Annotated in this window: 25 protein-coding genes; 18 read left to right on the top strand and 7 right to left on the bottom strand. The window is 62.5% G+C overall.

Features of this window, described 5'->3' with window-relative positions:
* Nucleotides 1-245: 245 nt before the first annotated feature.
* The 9 genes from JYG36_RS13950 (at nucleotide 246) to JYG36_RS13910 (ending at nucleotide 9373) form a co-directional block, all read left to right on the top strand.
* Entirely contained in the window at nucleotides 246-527 is a 282-nt protein-coding gene (locus tag JYG36_RS13950; RefSeq protein WP_045201958.1) for a peptidylprolyl isomerase, read from the top strand.
* A gap of 93 nt (nucleotides 528-620) precedes the next feature.
* Nucleotides 621-2474, top strand: a complete 1854-nt coding sequence (locus tag JYG36_RS13945) for an extracellular solute-binding protein (RefSeq protein ID WP_213601186.1) — start codon at nucleotides 621-623, stop codon at nucleotides 2472-2474.
* The gene (locus JYG36_RS13940) at nucleotides 2471-3529 is read left to right on the top strand and encodes a microcin C ABC transporter permease YejB (RefSeq protein ID WP_213601185.1); all 1059 of its coding nucleotides are present in this window, start codon (nucleotides 2471-2473) and stop codon (nucleotides 3527-3529) included. The genes JYG36_RS13945 and JYG36_RS13940 overlap by 4 nt, the downstream gene beginning before the upstream one ends.
* The gene (locus tag JYG36_RS13935; protein ID WP_045201955.1) at nucleotides 3529-4551 is read left to right on the top strand and encodes an ABC transporter permease; all 1023 of its coding nucleotides are present in this window, start codon (nucleotides 3529-3531) and stop codon (nucleotides 4549-4551) included. The genes JYG36_RS13940 and JYG36_RS13935 overlap by 1 nt, the downstream gene beginning before the upstream one ends.
* Before the next feature lie 29 nt (nucleotides 4552-4580).
* Nucleotides 4581-5972, top strand: a complete 1392-nt coding sequence (locus tag JYG36_RS13930; RefSeq protein ID WP_093382698.1) for a sigma-54 interaction domain-containing protein — start codon at nucleotides 4581-4583, stop codon at nucleotides 5970-5972.
* A gap of 233 nt (nucleotides 5973-6205) precedes the next feature.
* On the top strand, nucleotides 6206-7597 hold the full coding sequence (locus tag JYG36_RS13925) for a GntP family permease (RefSeq protein WP_045201951.1): 1392 nt from the start codon (nucleotides 6206-6208) through the stop codon (nucleotides 7595-7597).
* A gap of 10 nt (nucleotides 7598-7607) precedes the next feature.
* A complete protein-coding gene (hbdH, locus tag JYG36_RS13920; RefSeq protein WP_213601183.1) occupies nucleotides 7608-8378 on the top strand; it encodes a 3-hydroxybutyrate dehydrogenase in 771 nt (256 codons plus the stop codon).
* A gap of 57 nt (nucleotides 8379-8435) precedes the next feature.
* The gene (eco, locus tag JYG36_RS13915) at nucleotides 8436-8915 is read left to right on the top strand and encodes a serine protease inhibitor ecotin (protein ID WP_093382690.1); all 480 of its coding nucleotides are present in this window, start codon (nucleotides 8436-8438) and stop codon (nucleotides 8913-8915) included.
* A gap of 182 nt (nucleotides 8916-9097) precedes the next feature.
* Nucleotides 9098-9373: a peptidylprolyl isomerase gene (locus JYG36_RS13910; RefSeq protein WP_007932676.1), complete on the top strand. Its 276-nt coding sequence runs from the start codon at nucleotides 9098-9100 to the stop codon at nucleotides 9371-9373.
* Here the strand turns inward: JYG36_RS13910 and JYG36_RS13905 are convergent.
* Nucleotides 9370-9630 carry a DUF1652 domain-containing protein gene (locus tag JYG36_RS13905; protein WP_213601181.1) on the bottom strand — a complete coding sequence of 87 codons (261 nt, stop codon included), beginning with the start codon at nucleotides 9628-9630 and terminating at the stop codon, nucleotides 9370-9372. The genes JYG36_RS13910 and JYG36_RS13905 overlap by 4 nt on opposite strands.
* Nucleotides 9631-9906: 276 nt before the next feature.
* Here JYG36_RS13905 and JYG36_RS13900 point away from each other — a divergent pair, with 276 nt between their 5' ends.
* Together JYG36_RS13900 and JYG36_RS13895 are read left to right on the top strand one after the other, a co-directional pair.
* A complete protein-coding gene (locus JYG36_RS13900) occupies nucleotides 9907-12258 on the top strand; it encodes an autotransporter family protein (protein ID WP_213601179.1) in 2352 nt (783 codons plus the stop codon).
* A 79-nt stretch (nucleotides 12259-12337) separates the two neighbouring features.
* Nucleotides 12338-14566, top strand: a complete 2229-nt coding sequence (locus JYG36_RS13895) for an autotransporter family protein (protein ID WP_249744350.1) — start codon at nucleotides 12338-12340, stop codon at nucleotides 14564-14566.
* On the opposite strand, the gene JYG36_RS13890 is transcribed toward JYG36_RS13895, so the two are convergent.
* Nucleotides 14563-15189, bottom strand: a complete 627-nt coding sequence (locus tag JYG36_RS13890) for a LysE family translocator (RefSeq protein WP_213601176.1) — start codon at nucleotides 15187-15189, stop codon at nucleotides 14563-14565. The two genes, JYG36_RS13895 and JYG36_RS13890, sit on opposite strands and share 4 nt — an antisense overlap.
* 305 nt (nucleotides 15190-15494) lie before the next feature.
* On the opposite strand from JYG36_RS13890, the gene JYG36_RS13885 reads away from it, so the two are divergent.
* The 3 genes from JYG36_RS13885 to JYG36_RS13875 all read left to right on the top strand — a co-directional run bounded on the left by JYG36_RS13885 (nucleotide 15495) and on the right by JYG36_RS13875 (nucleotide 17858).
* Entirely contained in the window at nucleotides 15495-16226 is a 732-nt protein-coding gene (locus JYG36_RS13885; protein WP_045201935.1) for a hypothetical protein, read from the top strand.
* 107 nt (nucleotides 16227-16333) lie between these two features.
* Nucleotides 16334-17152, top strand: coding sequence for an AraC family transcriptional regulator (locus JYG36_RS13880; RefSeq protein ID WP_213601174.1), 819 nt, complete (start codon nucleotides 16334-16336; stop codon nucleotides 17150-17152).
* 79 nt (nucleotides 17153-17231) lie between these two features.
* Nucleotides 17232-17858: a LysE family translocator gene (locus JYG36_RS13875; RefSeq protein WP_213601172.1), complete on the top strand. Its 627-nt coding sequence runs from the start codon at nucleotides 17232-17234 to the stop codon at nucleotides 17856-17858.
* Here JYG36_RS13875 and JYG36_RS13870 read toward each other — a convergent pair.
* A complete protein-coding gene (locus JYG36_RS13870) occupies nucleotides 17836-18531 on the bottom strand; it encodes a metallophosphoesterase (RefSeq protein ID WP_249744349.1) in 696 nt (231 codons plus the stop codon). The genes JYG36_RS13875 and JYG36_RS13870 overlap by 23 nt on opposite strands.
* Nucleotides 18532-18616: 85 nt before the next feature.
* Here JYG36_RS13870 and JYG36_RS13865 point away from each other — a divergent pair, with 85 nt between their 5' ends.
* The 4 genes from JYG36_RS13865 (at nucleotide 18617) to JYG36_RS13850 (ending at nucleotide 20242) form a co-directional block, all read left to right on the top strand.
* Complete coding sequence (locus JYG36_RS13865) at nucleotides 18617-19138, top strand: DUF3016 domain-containing protein (protein ID WP_093382668.1); 522 nt, start codon at nucleotides 18617-18619, stop codon at nucleotides 19136-19138.
* A 63-nt stretch (nucleotides 19139-19201) separates the two neighbouring features.
* The gene (locus tag JYG36_RS13860; protein WP_195884134.1) at nucleotides 19202-19540 is read left to right on the top strand and encodes a hypothetical protein; all 339 of its coding nucleotides are present in this window, start codon (nucleotides 19202-19204) and stop codon (nucleotides 19538-19540) included.
* 15 nt (nucleotides 19541-19555) lie between these two features.
* Nucleotides 19556-19882 carry a DUF2388 domain-containing protein gene (locus tag JYG36_RS13855; RefSeq protein WP_045201922.1) on the top strand — a complete coding sequence of 109 codons (327 nt, stop codon included), beginning with the start codon at nucleotides 19556-19558 and terminating at the stop codon, nucleotides 19880-19882.
* 78 nt (nucleotides 19883-19960) lie between these two features.
* Nucleotides 19961-20242, top strand: a complete 282-nt coding sequence (locus JYG36_RS13850; protein WP_213601170.1) for a hypothetical protein — start codon at nucleotides 19961-19963, stop codon at nucleotides 20240-20242.
* A 10-nt stretch (nucleotides 20243-20252) separates the two neighbouring features.
* On the opposite strand, the gene JYG36_RS13845 is transcribed toward JYG36_RS13850, so the two are convergent.
* The 4 genes from JYG36_RS13845 to JYG36_RS13830 form a co-directional block, all read right to left on the bottom strand.
* Entirely contained in the window at nucleotides 20253-20780 is a 528-nt protein-coding gene (locus tag JYG36_RS13845) for a DUF2867 domain-containing protein (protein ID WP_093382665.1), read from the bottom strand.
* A gap of 12 nt (nucleotides 20781-20792) precedes the next feature.
* Nucleotides 20793-21218: a bleomycin resistance protein gene (locus JYG36_RS13840; protein ID WP_093382662.1), complete on the bottom strand. Its 426-nt coding sequence runs from the start codon at nucleotides 21216-21218 to the stop codon at nucleotides 20793-20795.
* 26 nt (nucleotides 21219-21244) lie between these two features.
* On the bottom strand, nucleotides 21245-21556 hold the full coding sequence (locus tag JYG36_RS13835) for a hypothetical protein (RefSeq protein WP_093382659.1): 312 nt from the start codon (nucleotides 21554-21556) through the stop codon (nucleotides 21245-21247).
* An 83-nt stretch (nucleotides 21557-21639) separates the two neighbouring features.
* Nucleotides 21640-22632 (bottom strand): fimbrial protein, encoded by a 993-nt coding sequence (locus JYG36_RS13830; RefSeq protein ID WP_213601168.1) that lies wholly within the window; start codon nucleotides 22630-22632, stop codon nucleotides 21640-21642.

The raw sequence follows: 22632 nt of genomic DNA, 5'->3' as shown, positions 1-22632 counted from the left end.
CTTACCGCCATGAATAAGGGCCGACCTGGGTAAAGTCGACCCTTATTCAATACCTCGTTATCGAGGCCAACAACTGACAAAAATACTAGGTGGCGGGTTCAAGCCCCATGAAATTTGTCCAGCTATACAGCGCGAAGTGCTCGTAATCCAGGCAGCAGCAAATTCACCGACCCTTGCTCGATGCCAACTATCAGCCACCCCGCATTTACGTTAGGCTTTACGTTTTACCCCAAGGAGCCACTCCCATGGCCAAAGCCACTGCCCGTCACATCCTGGTTGCCACCGAAGACAAGTGCAACGAACTCAAAGCCCAGATCGAAGCCGGCGCCGATTTCGCCGAAGTCGCCAAAGCCAACTCCACCTGCCCATCGAGCCGCCAGGGCGGCGACCTGGGCTCGTTCGGCCCGGGCCAGATGGTCAAGGAGTTCGACACCGTGGTGTTCAGCGCGCCGGTCAACACCGTGCAAGGCCCGGTGAAGACCCAGTTCGGTTATCACCTGCTGGAAGTGACCAGCCGTCAGGACTGATCGCTACTCTGCAAGCCGGCCTCCAGGGCCGGTTTGCTCGCGCAAGTGACCTGCTAAGCTTCAGCCACAGTCGTGGTTCAGGTGGTCAGGCGCTTGCGAATTGCTCCCTTCCCCTTCTTGTTGTTCGTCTTCGGCCTGGCCCTTGCCTGGTCATGCGCTGCCACGCCAGCGCCGGTCCACGCCCTGACGGTATACGGCGAAGCACCGCGCTATCCGTCCAGCTTCCAGCACTTGCGCTACGCCAACCCCGATGCGCCCAAAGGCGGTAGCCTGCGCCGCTCGGCCATAGAAATCGGCCAGTTCGACCACATCATTCCCTACATCGACAAGGGCATCGGCGTTGCCGAGGTCGATGGCTGGCTGTATTCGCCGCTGGCGGTGCGCTCCCAGGATGAACCCTATACGGTGTACGGGCTGGTGGCGCAAAAGCTTGAGCGTGATCCGCAGGGGCTGTGGCTGCGCTTCTATCTTGACCCGCGTGCGCGCTTTGCCGATGGCCAGCCGATCCGCGCCGAGGATGTGCGCTACACCTTCGCGCTGTTGATGCGCGCCGGCAGTCTCAAGTACCGCACCCAGTTCGCCGATGTCTCTGAGGTAAAGGTCGAAAACCCGCGGCAGATCATCTTTTACTTCAAGAACAACCAGAACCGCACCTTGCCTCTGGACCTGGCGACCCTGCCGGTGCTGCCCGAACACTGGTGGAAAGACCGCGATTTCGCCAATGGCGCAGGCTTCGAGGCGCCGCTGGGCAGCGGCCCGTACAGCGTCGGGCGGGTCGACAACGGCCGCAGCATCACCTTCGAGCGTAACAAGAGCTGGTGGGGGCGCGACCTGCCGGTCAACCGTGGCCGTTACAACTTCGACCAGGTGCGCATCGAGTACTTTGGCGACACCGAAGTGGCGCGCCAGGTGCTGCGCGGCGGCGGCTTCGACTACAACCGCGAGTTCTCTGCCACCGCCTATACCCTCGGTTACGCCAGCCCGGCGCTGGACGATGGCCGCCTGCAGCGCGCGCACCTGGCCAAGGACGCCCCGCAAACCGCCCAGGGCTTTGTCTTCAACCTGCAACGCCCGGTGTTCAAGGACCGCCGGGTGCGCCAGGCGCTGGGCCTGCTGTGGGACTTCGAGTGGAGCAACCGGCAGATGATGCGCAACCTGTACATTCGCCAGCAGAGCTTTTTCGCCAATACCGAACTGGCCGCGCGCAACCTGCCCGACGCCCAGGAGCTCAAACTGCTGGAACCGTTGCGCGGGCAGGTACCCGACGAGGTCTTCAGCCAGGTGTTCGAAGCGCCGCGCAGCGACGGCTCGGGGCTGATCCGTGACCAGCAGCTACAAGCCCTCGAACTGCTCGAAGCGGCAGGCTGGCAGCCGCGCGGTGATCAACTGGTCAATGCCCAGGGTGAACCGCTGAGCTTTACCTTCCTCAACGGCCAGGCCGGTTTCGAACGCTTGCTGCTGCCGTGGAAGCGCAACCTGGCGCAGATCGGCATCACCCTGGAGATCCGCCGCATCGACGCCTCGCAATACGTCAACCGGCTGATGGCCCGCGACTACGACCTGATCGTCACCGGCTACCCGGTGTCGCCGTCGCCCGGGCTTGAGCTGTACAACTATTTTGGTTCGGCGGCGGCCAGCGACCCCGGCTCGAACAACTACATGGTGCTCCAGGACCCGGCCGTGGACCGCTTGCTCGACGGCCTGGTCAAGGCCGAAACCAAGGCCGACATGCTGCGCCATGCCCATGCCCTGGACCGTGTGCTGAGCTGGAACTACTACTGGATTCCCAACTATTACCCACCCGGCTCATCTACCGTGTGGTGGAACCGCTTCGGCCTGCCCAAGGTGCAGCCGAGCAACGACGAAGGCCTGGACAGCTGGTGGCAAGTCAGCCCGACACCGCTGACCAACGCGCAGATGGCCGAGCGCCTGGGGAGCCGGCCATGATCGGCTACATCCTGCGCCGTCTGCTGCTGATCATCCCGACCTTGCTGATTATCCTGCTGGTCAATTTCGTCATCGTCCAGGCTGCCCCCGGCGGCCCGGTGGAACAAGCGGTAGCGCGCCTGCAGGGGATCGGCGGCGGTGCGCCGGGGGCCAGCAGCGAAACCCTGCACGCAAGCTCCAGGGCCAGCCGTGGCCTGGACCCCAAGCTGCTGGAGGACATCAAGCGCCAGTACGGTTTCGACAAGTCGGCGCCCGAGCGCCTGTGGCTGATGCTCAGCCAGTACGCCCGGCTGGACTTCGGCTCAAGCTTTTTTCGCGGCGCCAAGGTCACCGACCTGATCCTTGAGAAGATGCCGGTGACCCTGTCGCTGGGTTTCTGGGCCACACTGATCACCTACTTGGTGTCGATCCCGTTGGGGATCCGCAAGGCGGTGCGCCACGGCACCGCGTTCGATGCCTGGAGCAGCAGCCTGATCGTCATTGGCTACGCCCTGCCCTCGTTCCTGTTCGCCCTGCTGCTGATCGTGCTGTTTGCCGGCGGCACCTCGCTGAACTGGTTTCCGGTGCGCGGGCTGGTCTCGGAAGACTTCGACCAGCTCAGCCTGTTGGGCAAGATCGCTGATTACTTCTGGCACCTGGTGCTGCCGGTGGGCGCGCTGGTAATTGGCGGCTTTGCCACCCTGACCCTGCTGACCAAGAATGCCTTTCTCAACGAGATCACCCGCCAGTACGTGATCACCGCCCGGGCCAAGGGCCTGAGCGAGCAGCGGGTGCTGTACGGGCATGTGTTTCGCAACGCCATCCTGCTGGTGGTGGCCGGCATTCCCCAGGCGTTGATCAGCGTGTTCTTTGCCGGCTCGCTGCTGATCGAGGTGATCTTCTCCCTCGACGGCCTGGGGCGCATGAGCTACGAGGCGGCGGTGGCGCGGGATTATCCGGTGGTGTTCGGCTCGCTGTTCATCTTTACCCTGTTCGGCCTGCTGGTGCGCCTGATCGGTGACCTGTGCTACACCCTGGTCGACCCGCGCATCGACTTTGCCACGAGGGCGCACTGATGTTCAGCCTGTCGCCGGTATCGCGCAGGCGCCTGCAACGCTTTCGGCGCAACCGCCGTGGCTGGATTTCGCTGTGGCTGTTTGCCTTGTTGCTGCTGGTGAGCCTGGGCGCGGAGCTGGTGGCCAACGACAAGCCATTGCTGTTGAGCTACCAGGGCCAGTTGTATTACCCGGCATTCAAACGTTACAGCGAGCAGCAGTTTGGCGGGCAGCTGCCATTCCAGCCGGACTACCGCAGCCAGTACGTACGCCAGCTGATCGAGGGCCAGGGCGGCTGGATGCTGTTTGCACCGGTGCCGTTCAGCGCCGACACCCCGAACTACGATTTGCTGGTGCCCGCCCCCAGCCCGCCGTCGGCGGTCAACTGGCTGGGTACCGACGACCAGGCCCGCGATGTACTGGCGCGGGTGCTGTATGGCACTCGGGTGTCGATTCTGTTTGCCCTGGCGCTGACGCTGATCAGCACCCTGATCGGCATCGCCGCCGGCGCCTTGCAGGGCTACCACGGTGGTTGGGTCGACCTGATCGGCCAGCGCTTGCTGGAGGTCTGGTCGGGGCTGCCAGTGTTGTACCTGCTGATCATCCTCAGCGGCTTTGTCGAGCCGAACTTCTGGTGGTTGCTGGGGATCATGGCGCTGTTTTCCTGGCTGGCGCTGGTGGACGTGGTGCGCGCCGAGTTCCTGCGTGGGCGCAACCTCGAGTACGTGCTGGCCGCCCGTGCCCTGGGCCTGCCTGACCGCTGGGTGATCCTGCGGCACATTTTGCCCAACGCCATGAACGCCACCCTGACCTACCTGCCGTTTATTCTCACCGGCGCCATCACCACCCTCACCGCCCTGGATTTTCTCGGTTTCGGCATGCCCGCCGGCAGCGCTTCGCTGGGCGAGTTGGTGACCCAGGGCAAGCAGCATTTGCAGGCACCGTGGCTGGGCTTTACCGCGTTCTTTGCCCTGGCATTGATATTGTCGCTGTTGGTGTTCATTGGCGATGCCTTGCGCGAAGCCTTCGATCCACGGGCATAATCGCAGCCTTTAACCCGGCGGAGCGGCCCATGCAGGACAGTGACAGCCTCAAGGACTATCAGCAGGTGCGCCTGCTGGCGATTCGTTCGCTGTTCGAGATCATCGAGCAGTCCAGCGAAGGCACGATCATCGTCGACCGCGATGCGCGCATTGTCTGGATGAACCAGCGCTACGCCCGGCGCTTTGGCCTTGAAGACGCCAGCAGCGCCATCGGCCAACCGTGCGAGAGCATTATTCCCGGCAGCCTGATGCGCGAGGTGCTGAGCAATGGCCGGCCGATCCTGCTGGACATGCTCGACACCCCCAAGGAGCCGCTGGTGGTCATGCGCCTGCCGGTGCACGACGCCGCCGGCACGCTGATCGGCGCTATCGGTTTTGCCCTGTTCGACGAGCTGCGCAGCCTCTCGCCGCTGCTCAAGCGCTACGCCAGCATGCAGCAGGAACTGGCCTCGACCCGTTCGTTGCTGCGCGCCCGCCAGGCCAAGTACAGCTTCGCTCAGTTCATCGGCACCAGCGCCGCCAGCCTTGAAGTCAAGCGCCGCGCCCGGCGTGGCGCCAGCAGTGACTCACCGGTGTTGCTGCTGGGCGAAACCGGCACCGGCAAAGAGCTACTGGCCCATGCCATTCATGCCGCTTCGCCGCGGGCGCACAAGGCCTTTGTCAGCATCAACAGCGCCGCAATCCCGGAGACGCTGCTCGAAGCCGAGTTCTTCGGCACCGCCCCGGGCGCCTTTACCGGCGCCGAGCGCAAGGGCCGCCCGGGCAAACTGCAGATTGCCGAGGGTGGCACGCTGTTTCTCGATGAAATCGGTGACATGCCCTTGCCGCTGCAAAGCAAGCTGCTGCGCGTCTTGCAAGAGAAGGAATACGAGCCGGTCGGCTCCAACCAGATGATCCACAGCGATGTGCGGATCATTGCCGCCACCTCCACCGACCTGCAGGCGGCCATGGCCCGTGGCGAGTTTCGCGCCGACCTGTACTACCGCTTGAACGTGCTGCCGATCCAGGTGCCGCCGCTGCGTGAACGCCTGGAGGATTTGCCAGCGTTGAGCGAGGCGATTCTTGAAGAGCTGGGCAGCCAGCACGAGCTGGACGATGACGCCCAGGCGCTGCTGGCCCGGCATGCCTGGCCGGGCAATATCCGCGAGCTGCGCAATGTGCTGGAACGGGCGACCTTGCTGGCCGATCAAGCGCGCCTGGGGCTGGGCGATGTTCAGGCGGCGCTGGGCGACCTGGCGCCGCTGCCGGTTGAAGCCGCCACGTTGAGCTATAAACAGGCGTGTGCCGATTTTGAGCGGCAGTTACTCGAAAACACCCTGGCGCGCTGTGCCGGGAATGTACCGGAAGCGGCGCGGCAGCTGGGGTTGGGGCGCTCGACGCTGTACAAGAAACTGGTGGCGCTGGGGATTAAGTCTCAATAAAGAGATATGTGTTTCTTTTTTGAGATTGTTATCGCGGGGCAAGCCCGCTCCCACCGGGAAGATGTCCGACGGCAGGAGCGGGCTTGCCCCGCGAACCGTTCAATCTCAATTCAGAGACTTTCATCTCAAAAAAACAAACTATATCTATATAAATCAACAGCTTAAAGAGTTGGCACGATTCCCGCTATCGCCTCCTGACCAACAAAAACAAGATGCACCCAAGGAGACACTCGATGAGTGTGATCATCGCCCTGGCAGCCCTGGCGCTGCTGATGCTGGCTGCCTACCGTGGTTATAGCGTTATCCTCTTCGCCCCCATCGCCGCCCTCGGCGCGGTGCTGTTGACCGACCCTTCGGCAGTCGCCCCGGCCTTTACCGGGGTGTTCATGGAAAAAATGGTCGGTTTTATCAAGCTGTACTTTCCGGTGTTCTTGCTCGGTGCGGTGTTCGGCAAGCTGATCGAGCTGTCGGGTTTTTCGCGCTCGATCGTCGCCGCCGCCATCCGCCTGCTTGGCACCCGCCAGGCCATGCTGGTGATCGTGCTGGTCTGCGCCCTGCTCACCTACGGCGGCGTGTCGCTGTTTGTGGTGGTGTTTGCGGTGTACCCGTTTGCCGCCGAGATGTTCCGCCAGAGCAACATCCCCAAGCGCCTGATCCCGGCAACCATTGCCCTGGGCGCGTTTTCGTTCACCATGGATGCGCTGCCCGGCACCCCGCAGATCCAGAACATCATCCCCAGTACCTTCTTCAACACCACCGCCTGGGCCGCGCCCTGGCTGGGCCTGATCGGTACGCTGTTCGTGTTCTGCACCGGCATGCTCTACCTGCAGCGCCAGCGCAACAAGGCCCAGCGCGCCGGTGAAGGCTACGGCAGCGAGCTGCGCAACGAGCCGGAAACCGCCGCCGACCTCAAGCTGCCCAACCCGCTGCTGGCACTGTCGCCACTGCTGCTGGTAGGGGTGATGAACCTGCTGTTCACCCACTGGATTCCGGCCTGGTACGGCAAGACCCACACCTTGAGCCTGGCGGGCATGAGCGCGCCGGTGCAAACCGACATCGCCAAACTCACGGCGATCTGGGCGGTGGAAGCGGCCTTGCTGCTGGGCATCCTGCTGGTGCTGGTGGCAGGCTTTGGCGCGATCAAGAGCCGCCTGGCCGAGGGCAGCAAAAGCGCGGTCAGCGGCGCCTTGCTGGCGGCGATGAACACCGCGTCCGAATATGGCTTTGGTGCGGTGATTGCCTCGCTGCCGGGCTTTCTGGTGCTGGCCGACGCGCTCAAGGCGATCCCCAATCCGCTGGTCAATGAAGCGATTACCGTGACCTTGCTGGCCGGTATCACCGGCTCCGCGTCCGGTGGTATGAGCATCGCCCTGGCAGCGATGTCCGACAGCTTCATCGCCGCCGCCAATGCGGCCAACATCCCCCTTGAAGTGCTTCACCGGGTCGCGGCCATGGCCAGCGGCGGCATGGACACCCTGCCGCACAACGGCGCGGTAATTACCCTGCTGGCGGTCACCGGCCTGACCCACCGCGAGGCCTACAAGGATATTTTCGGCATTACCCTGATCAAGACCCTGGCAGTGTTCGTGGTGATTGCTACGTTCTATGCCACCGGTATCGTCTAAGGAGCACCTCATGAGTCTCAATGGCAAGACAGCAGTCGTCACCGGCTCCACCAGCGGCATCGGCCTGGGCATTGCCCAGGTACTGGCCAAGGCCGGGGCCAATTTGATCCTCAATGGCTTTGGCGATGCCCGCGCGGCGACTGCCGAAGTCGCCCGCCACGGCACCCGGGTCGGCCATCACCCAGCCGACCTTAGCGATGTGGCGCAGATCGAAGACCTGTTCGCCTATGCAGAACGCGAGTTCGGCGGCGTCGATATCCTCGTCAACAATGCCGGCATCCAGCATGTGGCAGCGGTCGAAGACTTCCCGGTGGAACGCTGGGATTCGATCATCGCCGTCAACCTCTCGGCAGTGTTCCACGGCACCCGCCTGGTGCTGCCGGGCATGCGTGCGCGCAACTGGGGACGGATCGTCAACATCGCCTCGGTGCACGGCCAGGTCGGCTCCACCGGCAAGGCCGCTTATGTCGCCGCCAAGCACGGGGTGGTCGGCCTGACCAAGGTGGTCGGGCTGGAAACCGCCACCAGCAACATCACCTGCAACGCCATTTGCCCCGGCTGGGTACTGACGCCGCTGGTGCAGAAACAGATCGATGATCGCACCGCCAGCGGAGTCGATCCGCAGCAGGCCCAGCACGACTTGCTGGCCGAGAAGCAGCCGTCGTTGGCCTTTGTCACTCCCGAACACCTGGGTGAGCTGGTATTGTTCCTCTGTAGCGAGGCTGGCAGTCAGGTTCGTGGCGCTGCCTGGAACATCGATGGCGGCTGGCTGGCCCAATGACGGGCAGCCTTGCACCCTGGCTGCGGCATCGTGTTTTTTTATCTGCAAGGAGGCCTTATGCGCCCACGCTCCCTCACCGCGTTGTTCACCCTGACCCTGGCGGCCGCTACTTCGGTACAAGCTGCCAGCCTCAAGGATGTAGCGCCCTACCCCGAGGCCGAAAAAGGCTTTAGCCGCCAGGTGATCCACCTGCCAAAACAGGCTGACGAGTCGGCCTACAAACTCGAAGTGCTGGCTGGCAAACAGCTGGAAGTCGACTGCAACCGCCAGCACCTGGGCGGCAACCTCGAAGAACAAACCCTGCAAGGCTGGGGCTACAACTACTACCGCCTGGAAAAAGTCTCGGGCCCGGCCTCGACCCTGATGGCCTGCCCGGACGGCAAGAAGAAACAGGCGTTCGTGCCGGTGGTTGGCGACGGTTTCCTGCTGCGCTACAACAGCAAGCTGCCGGTGGTGGTGTATGTGCCGGAAGGTGTTGAAGTGCGCTACCGCGTGTGGTCGGCTTCGAACAAAGTGAAAAAAGCTACAGTGGAATAAAGCGCTGCTGCTTGAATAACAGCCCTGTGGGAGCGGCGGTGCGGTGCAAACAGGTACTGTATGCCTTTCGCCGGCACCGACGCCCTGGCCACCCCCGAAGCCCTCGAGCAATTTCGTGACCGCCAAGCGCTGCGCGATCAGGCATAATGCGCGGTTTTTACCCGTTGTGAAGGTAGGTTCAGATGAAAGCACAGGCCCGGCACATTCTGGTCAAGACCGCTGAAGAGGCCGAACAGCTCAAGCAACGCATCGCCAAGGGCGAGGCGTTCGATGTGCTGGCCAAGAAGTACTCCACCTGCCCGTCCGGCAAGCGCGGTGGCGACCTGGGCGAAGTGCGCCCGGGGCAGATGGTCGGCGCCATCGACCAGGTGATTTTCAAAAAGCCACTGCGCACCGTGCACGGCCCGATCAAGAGCAAGTTCGGCTATCACCTGGTGCAGGTGTTCTACCGCGATTAAAGGCTGTCGCGACGCCGTTGCAAGCGTTGACTGCGCTGGTCTTCAAGGTCATTGCGCAGGCCGACGATCAGGGTGGAAATCGCCCGGCTGCTGGTCAGTTGCTCGGCACTGATGCCGGTCACCAGCAAGTCGACCCGCTCACAGCTGCGGTCGAACACCCGCACGGTCAACGAGCGGTCGGCAGCCAGGGTGCATTGGCAGCGGGTGGGTAAAAAACTGCTTTCTATGATGTTGCGCAACTCCAGGGTCGAGAGCATCGGTACATCTCCTTGGCAGGTGGCGGACAGCGGTTCCGTGTTGCCCGGTCCAGCCCCAAGACTAGGCCATATTTCCCAGGCGAATCAGACCCTTTCACTATAAGCACCTGGCGCTTTTACCGACCGGCGGACGGTAGCGGCCATTCGCCACCTAGCATTTTTGTCAGTTGCCGATATTGCGGATTGCTCTATACCTGCAAAGCAAGACCCGTCCGGTACTAACAAGGTGGCTGGACAGCCAGTGGGCCAATGCCTGGAAGATATGGAGCCTGCCTGATGCGAATTTCGCTTATCGCGGTACTCAGCGCCCTACCTTTTGCTGCCCTGGCCCAGAACCTGGTGGTCGGGCCAGGCGATACCCTCGGTGTGGTCGTGCAGACACCCTTGGTCGATGACTTCCTGATGACCGGCGGCACCCTGCAATCCCTTGCCCAGGGCGATGGCCGCGATACCTTCAACATGTCACTGGGGCAGATCATCGGTGCCTTCGAAGACGGCGACATCGCATTCTTCTCTGGCGGCAGCATCGGCCGGGTCGACATGAAGCTGGACAACAACATTTTCAGCATGTCCGGCGGCACCATCGTCGGCAACCTGGTTACCGGCTTTGGCAATGACCAGATCTTCCTCAACGCCGGGTTCATCGGCGGCAACATCAGCACCAGTGGCGGCACCGATGTCTTCGTGATTACCGGCGGCACGCTGCAGGGCAACCTGCTGGCGAGCTTTGGCAATGACTCGCTCAAATGGCAAGGCGGCATCATTCGCGGCAGCGTCGACATGGGCGGTGACGATGATGTAGCCGCGCTCGAAGGCCTGGGCAGCACGCTGCTGAACATCACCGTCAACGGTGGGGCCGGCATCGACAGCCTGACCTTCAACAACAGCCAGCCGGTGGGGGGCGACCGTTATATCAATTGGGAGTCGGTCAGCCTGATCAACGCCAGCCTGTTCAAACTGGATAACACCCTGACCCTGGGCGATGCCAGTGCCGTTGCCGCGCCCACCCGCCTTGACATCGACGCCAGCAGTTCGCTGGTCTCGCGTACCGGGGTGATCAGCCCCTTCACCGCTGGCCAGCTGCTGACGGTTAACAACAACGGGCTAATCGACCTGAGCAGCGGCGGCGACGCCCAAGGCCGGTTGACCATCAATGGCAACTACAGCGGTAACGGCGGCACCCTCAAGCTCAACAGCGTACTGGCCGGCGATGGTGCGCCGTCTGATCGGCTGGTGGTCAGCGGGGGGACGATCTCCGGTAGCACCAACTTGCAAATCACCAACTTCGGCGGCGCCGGTGCGGTGACCAGCCAGAATGGCATCCAGGTGGTTGAAGCCAAAAACGGCGCCACCAGCAGCAACACCGCCTTCGTCCAGACCCGTGTGTTGTCGGCCGGGGCGTTTGACTATCGCCTGTTCAAAGGCGGGGTGACACGCGACAGCATCAATGGCTGGTACCTGCGCTCCACTGTAGTTGCGCCGGTTCCACTGCCCGGGCCTGACCCGGTAACACCAGTTGACCCGGTTGATCCGGTGACACCCGTTGACCCTGTAACACCTGTCGATCCGGTCACCCCCGTTGACCCCGTGGTGGTGATCCCGCCCCCCACCCCAGGCCCTGCTCCCGGCCAGCCTGACTTGCCGCCACCGCCGGTGCCTGGCGAGAGCATCCCGCTGTACCGTCCGGAGGTGGCCACCTACGCCGCCGCGCCTCGCGCTGCGGCGTTGATTGCCCGCGCCGCGCTGGGCACCTTTCACCAACGTCAGGGCGACCAGAGCCTGCTGAACCAGGACGGCGCGTTATCGGCCAGCTGGGGCCAGGCCTATGGCGACAGTTTCCATCAAAGCTGGTCAGGCACCGTCAGCCCAAGCCTGGACGGCAGCCTGTACGGTTTCAAGGTCGGCCAGGACCTGTGGGCCTGGCTCAACGATGACGGCCTGCGCCAGCATGTCGGCGTGTATGTCGGGCACAGCCGCCTGCACGGCGATGTCAAAGGCTTCGCCCTGGGCTTTGAAGACAACAAGGTCGGCGACCTGAAACTCGACAGCGACAGCGTCGGCGCCTACTGGACCCTGATCGGCGCGCTGCAATGGTATGTCGATGCCGTGGTGCAGTACTCCGACCTCGACGGCCGGGCCAAATCCGATCGCGGCGACAAGCTCGACCTCAACGGTCACGCCTGGACAGCGTCATTGGAGGCCGGCTACCCATTTGCCCTGTGGTCGTACTGGACCCTGGAGCCGCAGGCACAACTCATCGCCCAGAAAGTCTCGTTGGACAGCGCCAACGACAGTGTCAGCTACGTTAGCTTCGACACCCAGACCGAGGTGAGTGCGCGCCTGGGCATGCGTCTGGAAGGCAAGTTCAAATCCGCCGGAGTGCACTTGCAGCCTTATGTAACCACGGATTTCTGGAGTGGCAACGGAGGCCGCGACACGCAGACGTACGATCATGTCGACAAGGTCAAGACCGATTACAACTACACTTCCCTGAATGTCGGCACCGGCCTGGTTGCGCAACTGAACAAGAACCTCAGCGTGCATGCGGGTATCGACTACACCACCAACCTGGACAGTCGTCAGCAGGAGCACGTTGGCGCCAACCTGGGGTTGCGCCTGAGTTACTGAACGCGCTTTGTTGCCAGTCACCAAGGGAGCGGGTCTGATGCGAGTGCCACTGTTCTTGACCTTGGGAGTCCTTCCCTGGATGACGTTTGCCCTGGATGCCGAGGCCGAAGATCGCGTCGTGGTCGACGGCGACGTCTTCGGCGACATCATGCAGACCCCGCAGGCCGATACCCTGACCATGAGCGGCGGTACGGTACAGTCGCTGGATCAGGGCGACGGGCGGGACCTTTTGATCATGACCGGCGGCCACATCGTCGGCACTTTTGCCAACGGTAATAGCGTTGCCCTGCGGGGCGGGCGTATCGGCCGCATAGAGTTGCAGCCCGGCAACGGTGATGTAGCGCTCACCAGCGGGTCCATCGACGGCGATCTGATCACCGGTGATGGCCATGATTTTTTGGTGTTTCGCGGCACTGTGCTCGGCGGCAACCTGATCACCGGCAAGGGTATCGACCTGATTTCCTTCGAAGGTGGCGAGATTCACGGCAACGTTTCCACCGGCCCCGAGAACGATCACTTCAACTGGAAAGGCGGCCAACTGTACGGCAGCGTCGACATGGGCGACACCACCGACCAGGTGCTGATGGTCAACCTGCGGGCCGAGCAGTTGTTCGTGCCCTTCAATGGCGGCGCTGCACGCGATGAGTTGCATTTCCAGAACAGCTTTCCCACAAACGGAGCGTTGTACACCAACTGGGAGAGCATCAGCCTTGGCTTCGTCAGCCACTACACACTCAACGACACCTTGGTTCTCGGCGACGGCGGAGGCCCGATCGATGTTGCCACCGGCACGGGCGATCTATTCATCGGCAGAGAAAGCACGCTGTTCTCAAGCACCGGTGTGATCCGGCCCTTTGCTGCCGGCCTGAACGCGCGCCTGGGCAACACCGGCCTGGTTGACCTGCGCAACAGCGGCGATGGCCAGGGGCGCCTGACCGTCATCGGCAATTATTTCGGCAACGAAGGCAGGCTGGCGGTGAACACCGTACTAGGCACTGACGACTCGCCTTCCGACCGCCTGGTTATCAGCCAAGGGGCGATTTCTGGCGATACCGCCCTGCTGGTTACCAATCTTCATGGCCCGGGCGGGCTGACCCGCCAGGACGGCATCCTGGTGGTCGAGGCCGCCAATGGTGCAACCAGTACCGATACCGCCTTTACCCAGACCCAGCGCCTGTCGGCCGGGGCTTTCGACTATCGCCTGTTCAAAGGAGGGATAACGCCCGGCAGCGAGAACAATTGGTACCTGAGTTCGGCGCTGGTCGCGCCTGCTGACGGCCGCCCGCCGCCCTTGGCCGCACCGGCCCCGGGACTCGCCGAACTGCCCCGGGCGATCCACGGCCAGGTCATCCCGCTGTACCGATCGCAGGCCTCACTGTATGCCGCTGCGCCTCGCGCCGCGGCGTTGATCGGACAATTCAACCTCGGTACTTTCCATCAACGCCAGGGCGACCAGCGCCTGCTCACTGAACAGGGCGCCTTGGCCGCCAGTTGGGCGCAAGCCCATGGCTACAGCTTTCATCAAAGCTGGTCCGGCTCGGTGAACCCCAGCCTGGATGGCAATCTTTATGGCTACAAGGCAGGCCAGGACCTGTTTGCCTCGCCCAGCGCCGCAGACTACCGCCAGCACATTGGTGTTTATGTCGGCCACAGCCGTTTGAACGGTGATGTCAAAGGCTATGCGCAGGGATTTGCGGATCGCCCGGTCGGTGACCTCAGGCTCGATGGCGACAGCGCCGGGGTGTACTGGACGCTGATCGGACCGCAACACGGTTACCTCGATATGGTCGTGCAGTACACCGACCTGGACGGCCGCGCGCGCTCGGAGGACGGCGAAAAAATCGACCTCGACGGCCATGCCTGGGGTAGCTCGCTGGAGGTGGGCCGGCCGTTTGCCTTGTCCAACCAATGGAGCCTGGAGCCCCAGGCACAAGTGCTGGTGCAGAAGGTCAGCCTGGACAAGGTGCAAGATGGTGTATCGACGGTCAGTTTCGATACCCGGACCGAAGTGAGCAGCCGCCTGGGGCTGCGTCTTGAGGGTAACTTGCGAGCAGGCACGACGCCCCTGCAGGCTTACCTGCAAACCAACATCTGGCACGCCGATGGCGGGCACGACTCGCTGGTCTTCGCCGGTGTCGACCAGGTCCGGACCGATTATCGCTCAACGTCCCTTGAAGTCGGCACCGGACTGGTGGCGCAGTTGCATAAGCAGTTCAGTGTGCATCTGGGCATTGACTACGCCAGCAACCTCGACAGCCGCCAGCAGGAGCGCGTCGGTGCCAACCTGGGAATACGCATCAGCTACTAGGCACGCCGCGCTGCCAGCAAGCCGATGCCGGCGCAACCCAGCAGCGTGGCACTGACCCGGTTGAACAACCGGCGTGGCCCGGGCTGGCTGAACCAGCGCTGCAGGTAGGCACCCAGCCAGGCGTAGATGGCAATGGCCAGCCACTCCAGCAGCAGGAACAACCCGCCCAGCCAGGCAAACTGCTCGGCCACCGGCACCGGGCTGACGACGCTGACAAACTGCGGCAGGAAGGCGGTGAAAATCAGGATCGCCTTCGGGTTGCCCGCCGCCACCCAGAACTCCTGGCGCGCCAGGCGCAAGGCACCGCGGCGTTGGCCGTCAGCCGCCAGCGCCTCGCCCACTGGCGCGCGCCACAGCTGCCAGGCGATGTAGAACAGGTAGGCTGCGCCCAGCACCTTGACCAGCAAAAACAGGTACTCGCTGGTGTGCAGCACCACTGCCAGGCCCATGGCTGCCAGCACGATCATCCCGGCAAAGGCCAGCAACCGGCCGATGCCTGCCACACAGGCAATGCGCAGGCCGTAACGGCTGGCGTTGTTCAGTGACAGCAGGTTGTTCGGGCCAGGGGCCATGTTCAGGGCAAAACAGGCCGGGATGAACAGCGCGAGGGTGGACAGGTCCATGGGGGCTCTCCGGTGACAGGAGCGACAAGATTCCCGCGCACACAGTTGCCGGGTCAAGGTACAGCTGAGGGAAAAAACTGTGTGCCTGGCAATGCACCCTGCCCCTTTGGCAACAAGCACTTGGCTTGAGGCTAAAGCGATTCGCTTGAACCCGCGCCACCACTGATAGCAAAACAATATCATTACTCACCTTCGGCTTGGCTATACCTCCCTCTGGCACATGAGTGCCCGGGTGCACGGAGGCTGCACACAGGAACGCAGCGCACCGTCACCTGCCCTGTCAACGCTAGGAAAAGGACATTTCCATGGAAAGCATCGGTGTACTCGCCACCCAGACCAACTGGAACGGTGGCCAACGTCTTACCCTCAATGCCGGCGATACCGCCACCTGCACCACCCTGAGCCCGGGGCAGTTGTACGGGATCTTCATCTACAACTCGGCGCAGAACCAGACCAGCGCCACGGTCAATGTGAACTGGAGCAACAGCCAGCCGCCTTGCCCGATCACCGTGCCTGGCACCACCGCCAACGCCGGCCTTGCCTCAATAGGGTTTGTCTCGGGTACGGATACCCAGACAGTCTCGGTGTCGATTGCCCCCAACAGCGGCCTGGCCCAGGTGGATATCTGGCTCGGTAGCGTCAGCATGCCGATCAACACCGCCGGCTTGAACAACCAGGCGTTGCAGGCCAATGGCGAGCTCTACCCGTTCAGCAAGTACAGCCGCTACTACGCAGTGCCACCGTCAAAATGGATGAGCCTGACGATTGCCAGCAAGATCACTCAGTTCGTCTCCTGCCAGTTCCGCGAGGAAAAGGCCGTCGTCTACGTGATCAATGAAACCTCCAACGGCTTGTTGTCGGGCCAGATCACCTCCATCGGGCCAACCGCCAAGACCGCTGGCGTCGTGACCATCCTGCCAACCAGCTTGCAGAGCATCACCAATACCCTGCAGGGCGATGGCAGCCAATGGGTGTGGATGGATGCCGATAGTGCGCAAGACTCGCAATCGGCCAGCATCGCCTTGCAGTCCATGTAATTTCGCCTGAGCTTGCGCAAACGCCCCTCCCGGCAACGTGAGGGGCGTTTGTTTTAGCCGGTGGATTGCGGATAAGCTGCAGGCTTCGCCCCTTTGAGGCTAACGTGATGCTGCGGGCAACCGGCAAAAACCCTACCCTGTTCTGGCGTGACCCGGCCCTGCCCTTTGTCGAGAGCCGCCGCGCCTGCGACAGCCGTGCCTGCTACAAAGCGCACAGCCATCCAACGTTCTCGATTGGCGCGGTCGATCAGGGCTGCAGTGTGTTCACCGGCGCAGGCAAAGGGCAAACGCGCCTGTTGCCCGGCACCCTGGTGTTCGTCCCGGCGCACTGCGTGCATGCCTGCAACCCTGAACCCGGGCTGAGCTGGAGCTACCAGATGCTCCACCTGGACGCCGGCTGGCTGCAAGCCTTGCGCCTGGAGTCGGCCCTGGCCCCGCAGGTTCAGGCAAGGCCTGCGCAGATCACCCGCAATCCTTCTACCTATGAGCGCTTTACCCGGCTCAACGACTTGCTGTTCTCCGAGTCCTGCGCCGGTGTGAAAGAGGCCGCGCTGATCGAGTTCATCGGTGATCATGATGATCATGATGATCAGGCGCCAGCCACCACAGCTCAGGCGCTTGACCGCAGCCTCGAACCCTTGCTCGAGCGCCTTGCCCAGGAAGACGCCAGCAACCTGTCGCTGGGCGAACTGGCGAGCAGCGCCGGCATGGGCCGTTACCAACTGATCCGGGCGTTTCGCGCCGCCACCGGCCTCACTCCCCATGCCTGGCAGTTGAACCTGCGCATCAACCGTGCCCGCCAGTGGCTGCGCAAGGGCCAGGACATGGCCGACATTGCCTACCGCCTGGGTTTTGCCGACCAGAGCCACTTCCAGCGGGTGTTCAAGGCCCATACCGGGGTGACGCCCGGCCTGTACCGCAGCTGAGCGCGCAATTTTCTTCAATACAGGCGCTGCAGCCGCTACGGACAATCAGCAACCCTCTTGCTGAAGAAGTCCGAAACCGATGGAGCAGTTTTTACTCATTGCCGCCGCGCACTTTCTTGCCTTGCTGTCACCCGGCCCGGATTTTTTCCTGGTCGCGCGCACCTCCATGAGCGCCGGCTGGCTGAAGGCAACCGGCGCCTGCCTGGGCATTGCCCTGGCCAATGGCGTGTTTATTGTCGCGGCCTTTGCCGGAGTGTCGGCGCTGCGCCCGGACAGCACGCTGTTTGTCTTCATCCAGTTGGCCGGTTGCGCCTATTTGCTGTACCTGGGCGTGCTGTTCCTGCGCCATGCCGGTGCCAGCGCCCTGACTCCGGTGGGCGATGCCCCTGTACTGCTAAAGAACCCGTGGTTCCAGGGCCTGGTGATGGGCTTTGTGTCGGGGATTCTCAACCCGAAGAACGCGCTGTTCTATGTCAGCCTGGCCAGCATGGTCGCGGCCAGCCAGGCCAGTGCTGGCTGGAAATGGCTGTATGGCCTGTGGATGTTCAGCGCAGTGCTGCTGTGGGATGTGCTGGTGGCCGCGGCCATTGGCAACCTGCGGGTACGCCGGCGCTTTGCCCGGCTGCTGCCCTGGCTTGAGCGGGTGTCGGGGGTGGTGCTGATGTTGCTGGCGCTGGGGGTAATCATTCACCTGGCCTGGCGTTGAGCACGGTGAGGCTGGCGAGATCGAGCAGGCTGAACTGGCCGCTGGCCCAGCCGCCGGTGTCGATATGCCAGATATTACCCAGCACCCGCACCTCACGCTGCGGGGTGTGCCCGACCACCAGCGCCCGCAGCCCCTCAACGGGCGTCTCATCGCCAGCAGCCAGGCGCTTGCGCGACCATTGGCAAACTTCCTGGACCTCGCTCGGTGGCGTGCTCACCAGCAGCTCGCGTAATTGCGACCAGTGGCGGAACGGGCAATCGGCATGCAGCAGGGCGATCAGCCCGTCTGCGGTTTCCACCTCAAGGGCCAGCGGCAGGCGCCGAAAGCGCTCGGCAAAGCGCGCCTGTTCATCGCTGTCCAGGGCCAGGAACCAGCCGCCACCGGCGGCGCGGTACTGGCTGTAGTCGAGGGTGCCGCCATCAACGTGGGTGATCGCCAAGGCTTCATGGTTGCCCTGCACCGCGTGGAACCACGGCTTGGCCAGCCACTCCAGGGCCTGCGGGCACTCAGGGCCGCGGTCGACCAGGTCGCCAACGCTGAACAGGCGGTCTACCGTCGGATCGAAGCCAATAACTGCCAGCCGCTCCTGCAGGCGTGAAAAATGCCCATGGATATCGCCCACGGCAACGTCCCGCCCGCGCCTGTTGGCTGTAAACCGCTCGATCCTGCGCACTGCCGACTCCTCTGTTTTCAATCCGTACAGGCGTACAATGAAGCCTGTGCAGCACACTGCGCAAGGCTGCACCTGGAGGTGAATCATGCGCCCTGCCCTGACCCTGGCCACCTTGAGCCTTTTGGCCTGCAACAGCCTGGCGCAACCGGCGGCCACGCCCAACGTCGAAGTCACCTTCGACAAACCCGAACACTTTCGCGACGCCAGCCTCGACAGCAACGGATTCCCACGCGGTGCCGATGCCTATGTGATGAAGGAACTGAGCGCCTACCTGGTCAAGCTCGGCCAGCGTTACCTGGCGCCCGGCCAGAGCCTGCGCATCGACATCCGCGATATCGACCTGGCGGGCCAGTATGAACCCTGGCGGGCCAATGCCTATTCAGTGCGGATCATGCGTGACGTCACCTGGCCCAGTATCGACCTGCACTATGCCCTGTCGCAACCCGGCCAGGTTGTCAGCCAGGCCGATGCCCATGTGAGCGACAAGTTCTACCTGCAGCGCCCGGGCCGGCGCGCCGACAGCGACCGCCTGTATGCCGAAAAGGCCATGCTCCAGGAGTGGTTTCGCAAGCAGTTCAGCGTGCAGCACCAGACTTCGGGCTTTTAGCCATCAGCTGTTATGCTGGCGGTTTTCCAGCCGTCAGAGGACGGCCCGCAAGCAAGGACGCTTATGCGCAAACACTCTCGCCCGTGGGATAGCAACGACCTGGGAGTACTGGCCCTGGCCGTCGCCGCGCTGACCGGCGCCTTATGGCTGACCCTGTCGTACTGGATAGACCAGGAACGCGGCTGGGTCCGCATGCCCCGGGGTGGTCGCACGGGCTCCGGCTACATCACCTACTACGCCGACCTGCAGCCAGAAGAATTCCACCGGGCCCTGTTGTTCAACCTGTGGTTTGCCGGCGCCTTGCTGATCGCCGGCCTGCTGCTGTGCTGGGCGGTGACGAAAATGCGCCGCTATCCGTCATACAACCGTCACACAGTTTCACGCAACACCCCTCTCAAGTAACGGAGCGGCATTAACATGGACGTGGGCAAGATTGCAGCACTGCTGGTGGTGCTGGGGCTGGCAACGCCGGCCTGGGCCGGTGAACCGATCGAGAACCCGATCGAACGCAGCACCATGGTGGTGGCAATTGGCGTCAGCGTCGTCGTGGCCAGCCCGTTTATTACCACCACCGGTGCGCCGGCGCTGTTCAAGTCGGCCAAGGATGACGCCACCGCGTTCGTCGGCTCCGACGGCGCCATACGTGGCGTCGCCTTCGAACGGGCGGTGCAGGAATACCGGGCCGGCAGCGGCCCACGGCCGATGAGCGACATGCAACTGGCCCTGGCCATCGTCACCCTCTAGCGGCGCCGAACCTGACCCTGCCCAAGCGGTCCAACCCTTAGAGCCTGTTGTTGAGCAACAGTGCCGAGGAGGATCCCCATGGTCACTCACTTCAAGACCGCCGGCCACCTGGCCTGCGGACACCACGGTAAAAACCTGGTCGCCAGCAGCGAACTCAATCGGGTCAAATGCCGTAGCTGCCGCAACACCGATGCGTTCAAGACCGCACGCAAAGACCAGCGCAATGCCGCCCGACGCGCACGCAGGGCCAGCACCCAGCACGCCGCCAGCGACTGGCGCAGTGCCTGGGTCGAGCGCCTGAGCGCCCTGCCCGGTCGCCAGCGCTTGCCCCGCGGCTTTGCCGATCAGGGTTTTGTCTGAGCGCAAGCGCTTAGCTGGCGTTGACCAGGCGCCTGAGGGCAATGGGTGCGATAAAGCGGTGAAACGGCGCGACCGGCAACATGTACAAGCGGCCGAGACGATTGTGCGTGTGCACCACGGTGGACACCACGATCTCGCGGCGCTTGTCGGCGCCCAGGGGCAGGCGCAGCAACGAGATGTAAACGTCCAGGTGCTTGTCGCGATCGACCAGCAGCACTTCATCCGGGCTATTGCTGACCAGGGTGAAGATACCAATGCGCTCATCGACCCGGTAAGACCCTTCTTCGCGATCAAGGTCGATCCTCGACAAGCGCCCCAGGTCTTTCAGGCCACACAGGCGAACCAGGCGATTGCGCAGCACCATCAGGTTGTCGATCCAGCCCGGCATGCTGCTCATCAACCGCAAGAAATGGCCCAGCGCCGTGCGCTCGGCGTTTGCCACCTGCGCCCGCTGCGCATCGACGAAATCGGCGCCGGCCAGTTGCAGGTGGATGCGTGCATTACCCGGAACCGCACAGGCTTTGATGGGCTTGTTCATCGGCGTGTTTCCTTATGGGCAGGGGCGAAAGCCGAGGTCCTGGAAGAAGCGCAGCAAATAGCCATCCGGGTCCTGAATAAGGAAATTGCGCTGGCCGGCCTCACGCTCATCACTGCGGTACCAATGATCTTCCACCGCCCGCCGCAGCGGGTAACCGCCGGCCTCGAATGCGCCGGCCAGTACCGTGGCATCTTCACAGCGGATCTGCAGGTTCAGGCCTCGGCCAAAAGGCGCCTCAAGCGGGCCGACGCGCCAGGGCGATTCGCTGTGCCAGTCCTGCTCAAGCATGATCTGGCTGTTGCCCAGCGACAGGAAGGCGAACTTGTCCTCGGGGCGTTGGTACTCCAGCGCAAAGCCGCCAACCTCGCAGTAAAACCCAAGGCTGCGCTGCAGGTCGCTGACAATCAGTTCCGGCACCAGTGCGTTCATCTTGAACATCGGCATATCCATAAAGGGAAGAAAAGCTAACCACGGTGCTCGCTGCTGAGCACACGGGCATCCTGGTCGATATAAAAGCGCCAGCGGTTGCGGCATTCAACGAAGGTCACGATGGTTGCCGGTGGCTGGCTCATGGTCTCGGTGAGGGCCAGAAACGTGACCTGGTCACAGGCCGGCTGGCGGGCGATAGCGTATAGCGCCTGGCGCTGGGCGCGGCTGATGCGTTGCACGCCCTCTTCACCCCAGCGTGCGTAGGTATTGGTGTGCAATTGCGGGCTATACACCGGTAGCAACGACGCGTCGATGACCGGCGCCTGCTGCGTGCTGCAGCCGGTCATTAGTGCAAGTGCACTCCAGCTAAGATAGCGAAACACCGCTGCGCCTCCCTGGCAAAGCGCCGAGTCTACAACAGCGCTGCGGCCTACTTGTAGAAAATATCCAGGGTCGCGCCGGCATTGAACTGACCAAAAGTCGGCGTTGCGGTCATCCATTTAAGGCGTGCCAGGAAGTTATGGGTGTTGGTGGTCGAAGTGGTCTTGGGGGTGAGCAAGAACTCTTTCTTGAAAAACAACGCGCGTTGATCGTCTTCGTTGATCAGGCTGATGCCCACCGATTTGTTGTCGGTCGGGACCAGCGTGTCCTGGGCCGTGTTCAACGTCGCGGTCAACGGCTCCAGATATCCGCCCAGGCCATAGGCGGCATTGCAGGTGCGCTGTTCGGTGATGGTGAACGGCACCTCCTTGATCGTTGCTCCGACCTTGGCCCCTGAGGTGCGGATCGCACCGAAATTGATAACACTCGGCTGGATGTTGATCGACGACTCGCAAGGCAGGTAGCGAAATTTGTTCAAGCCGTTGACGGTGACGTTGTAGCTCTCGCCGGGCCGTACACCGCCAACCCCGTCAAACTGGAACGCCCGGTAGTTGGCAAGTGAAGTGATCGGCCCTTCCTTGTTATCGCCTGCTGGCGACTTCTTGACGAAGAACAACGAGTAGGTCATGGCTTTGCTTTCTTTTTGCCAGCCGCACGTATCGCCTTTTGGACAGCCGGCCACAGTCCAACCGATGTCCAGCTTTCCACCGGTTAAGGATGAATACAAATAGTCTTTGCCTTGGTAAGTGACGCCGATTTCTATGTCCTTGCCAAGATCGACCCTGTTCGGGTTCATGTAAAAGTAAATATTTTCACTAGGGTTGCCCGCAAAGTCCACCCAACACTCAACCCTGATGGATTGCGTGGGTTGTCGCCAGAGAATGGTGCCGGCAGGCAACGAGTTGGGAATGGCGGTGGTATCGGTAATGGTGGTCGTATCATTGATTAGCGCCGAACTGCTCTTCTGGCATTTCAACGCATAGCTGTCAGGAATGCTCAGAAAAAACAAAACACCAATAAAAAGTAACTGTCTGCTCAACAT

Source organism: Pseudomonas sp. SORT22 (assembly GCF_018417635.1).
Classification (GTDB): domain Bacteria; phylum Pseudomonadota; class Gammaproteobacteria; order Pseudomonadales; family Pseudomonadaceae; genus Aquipseudomonas.
Note: the sequence above shows the minus strand (reverse complement) of the source record. Positions and strands in the feature narration are given on the sequence as shown.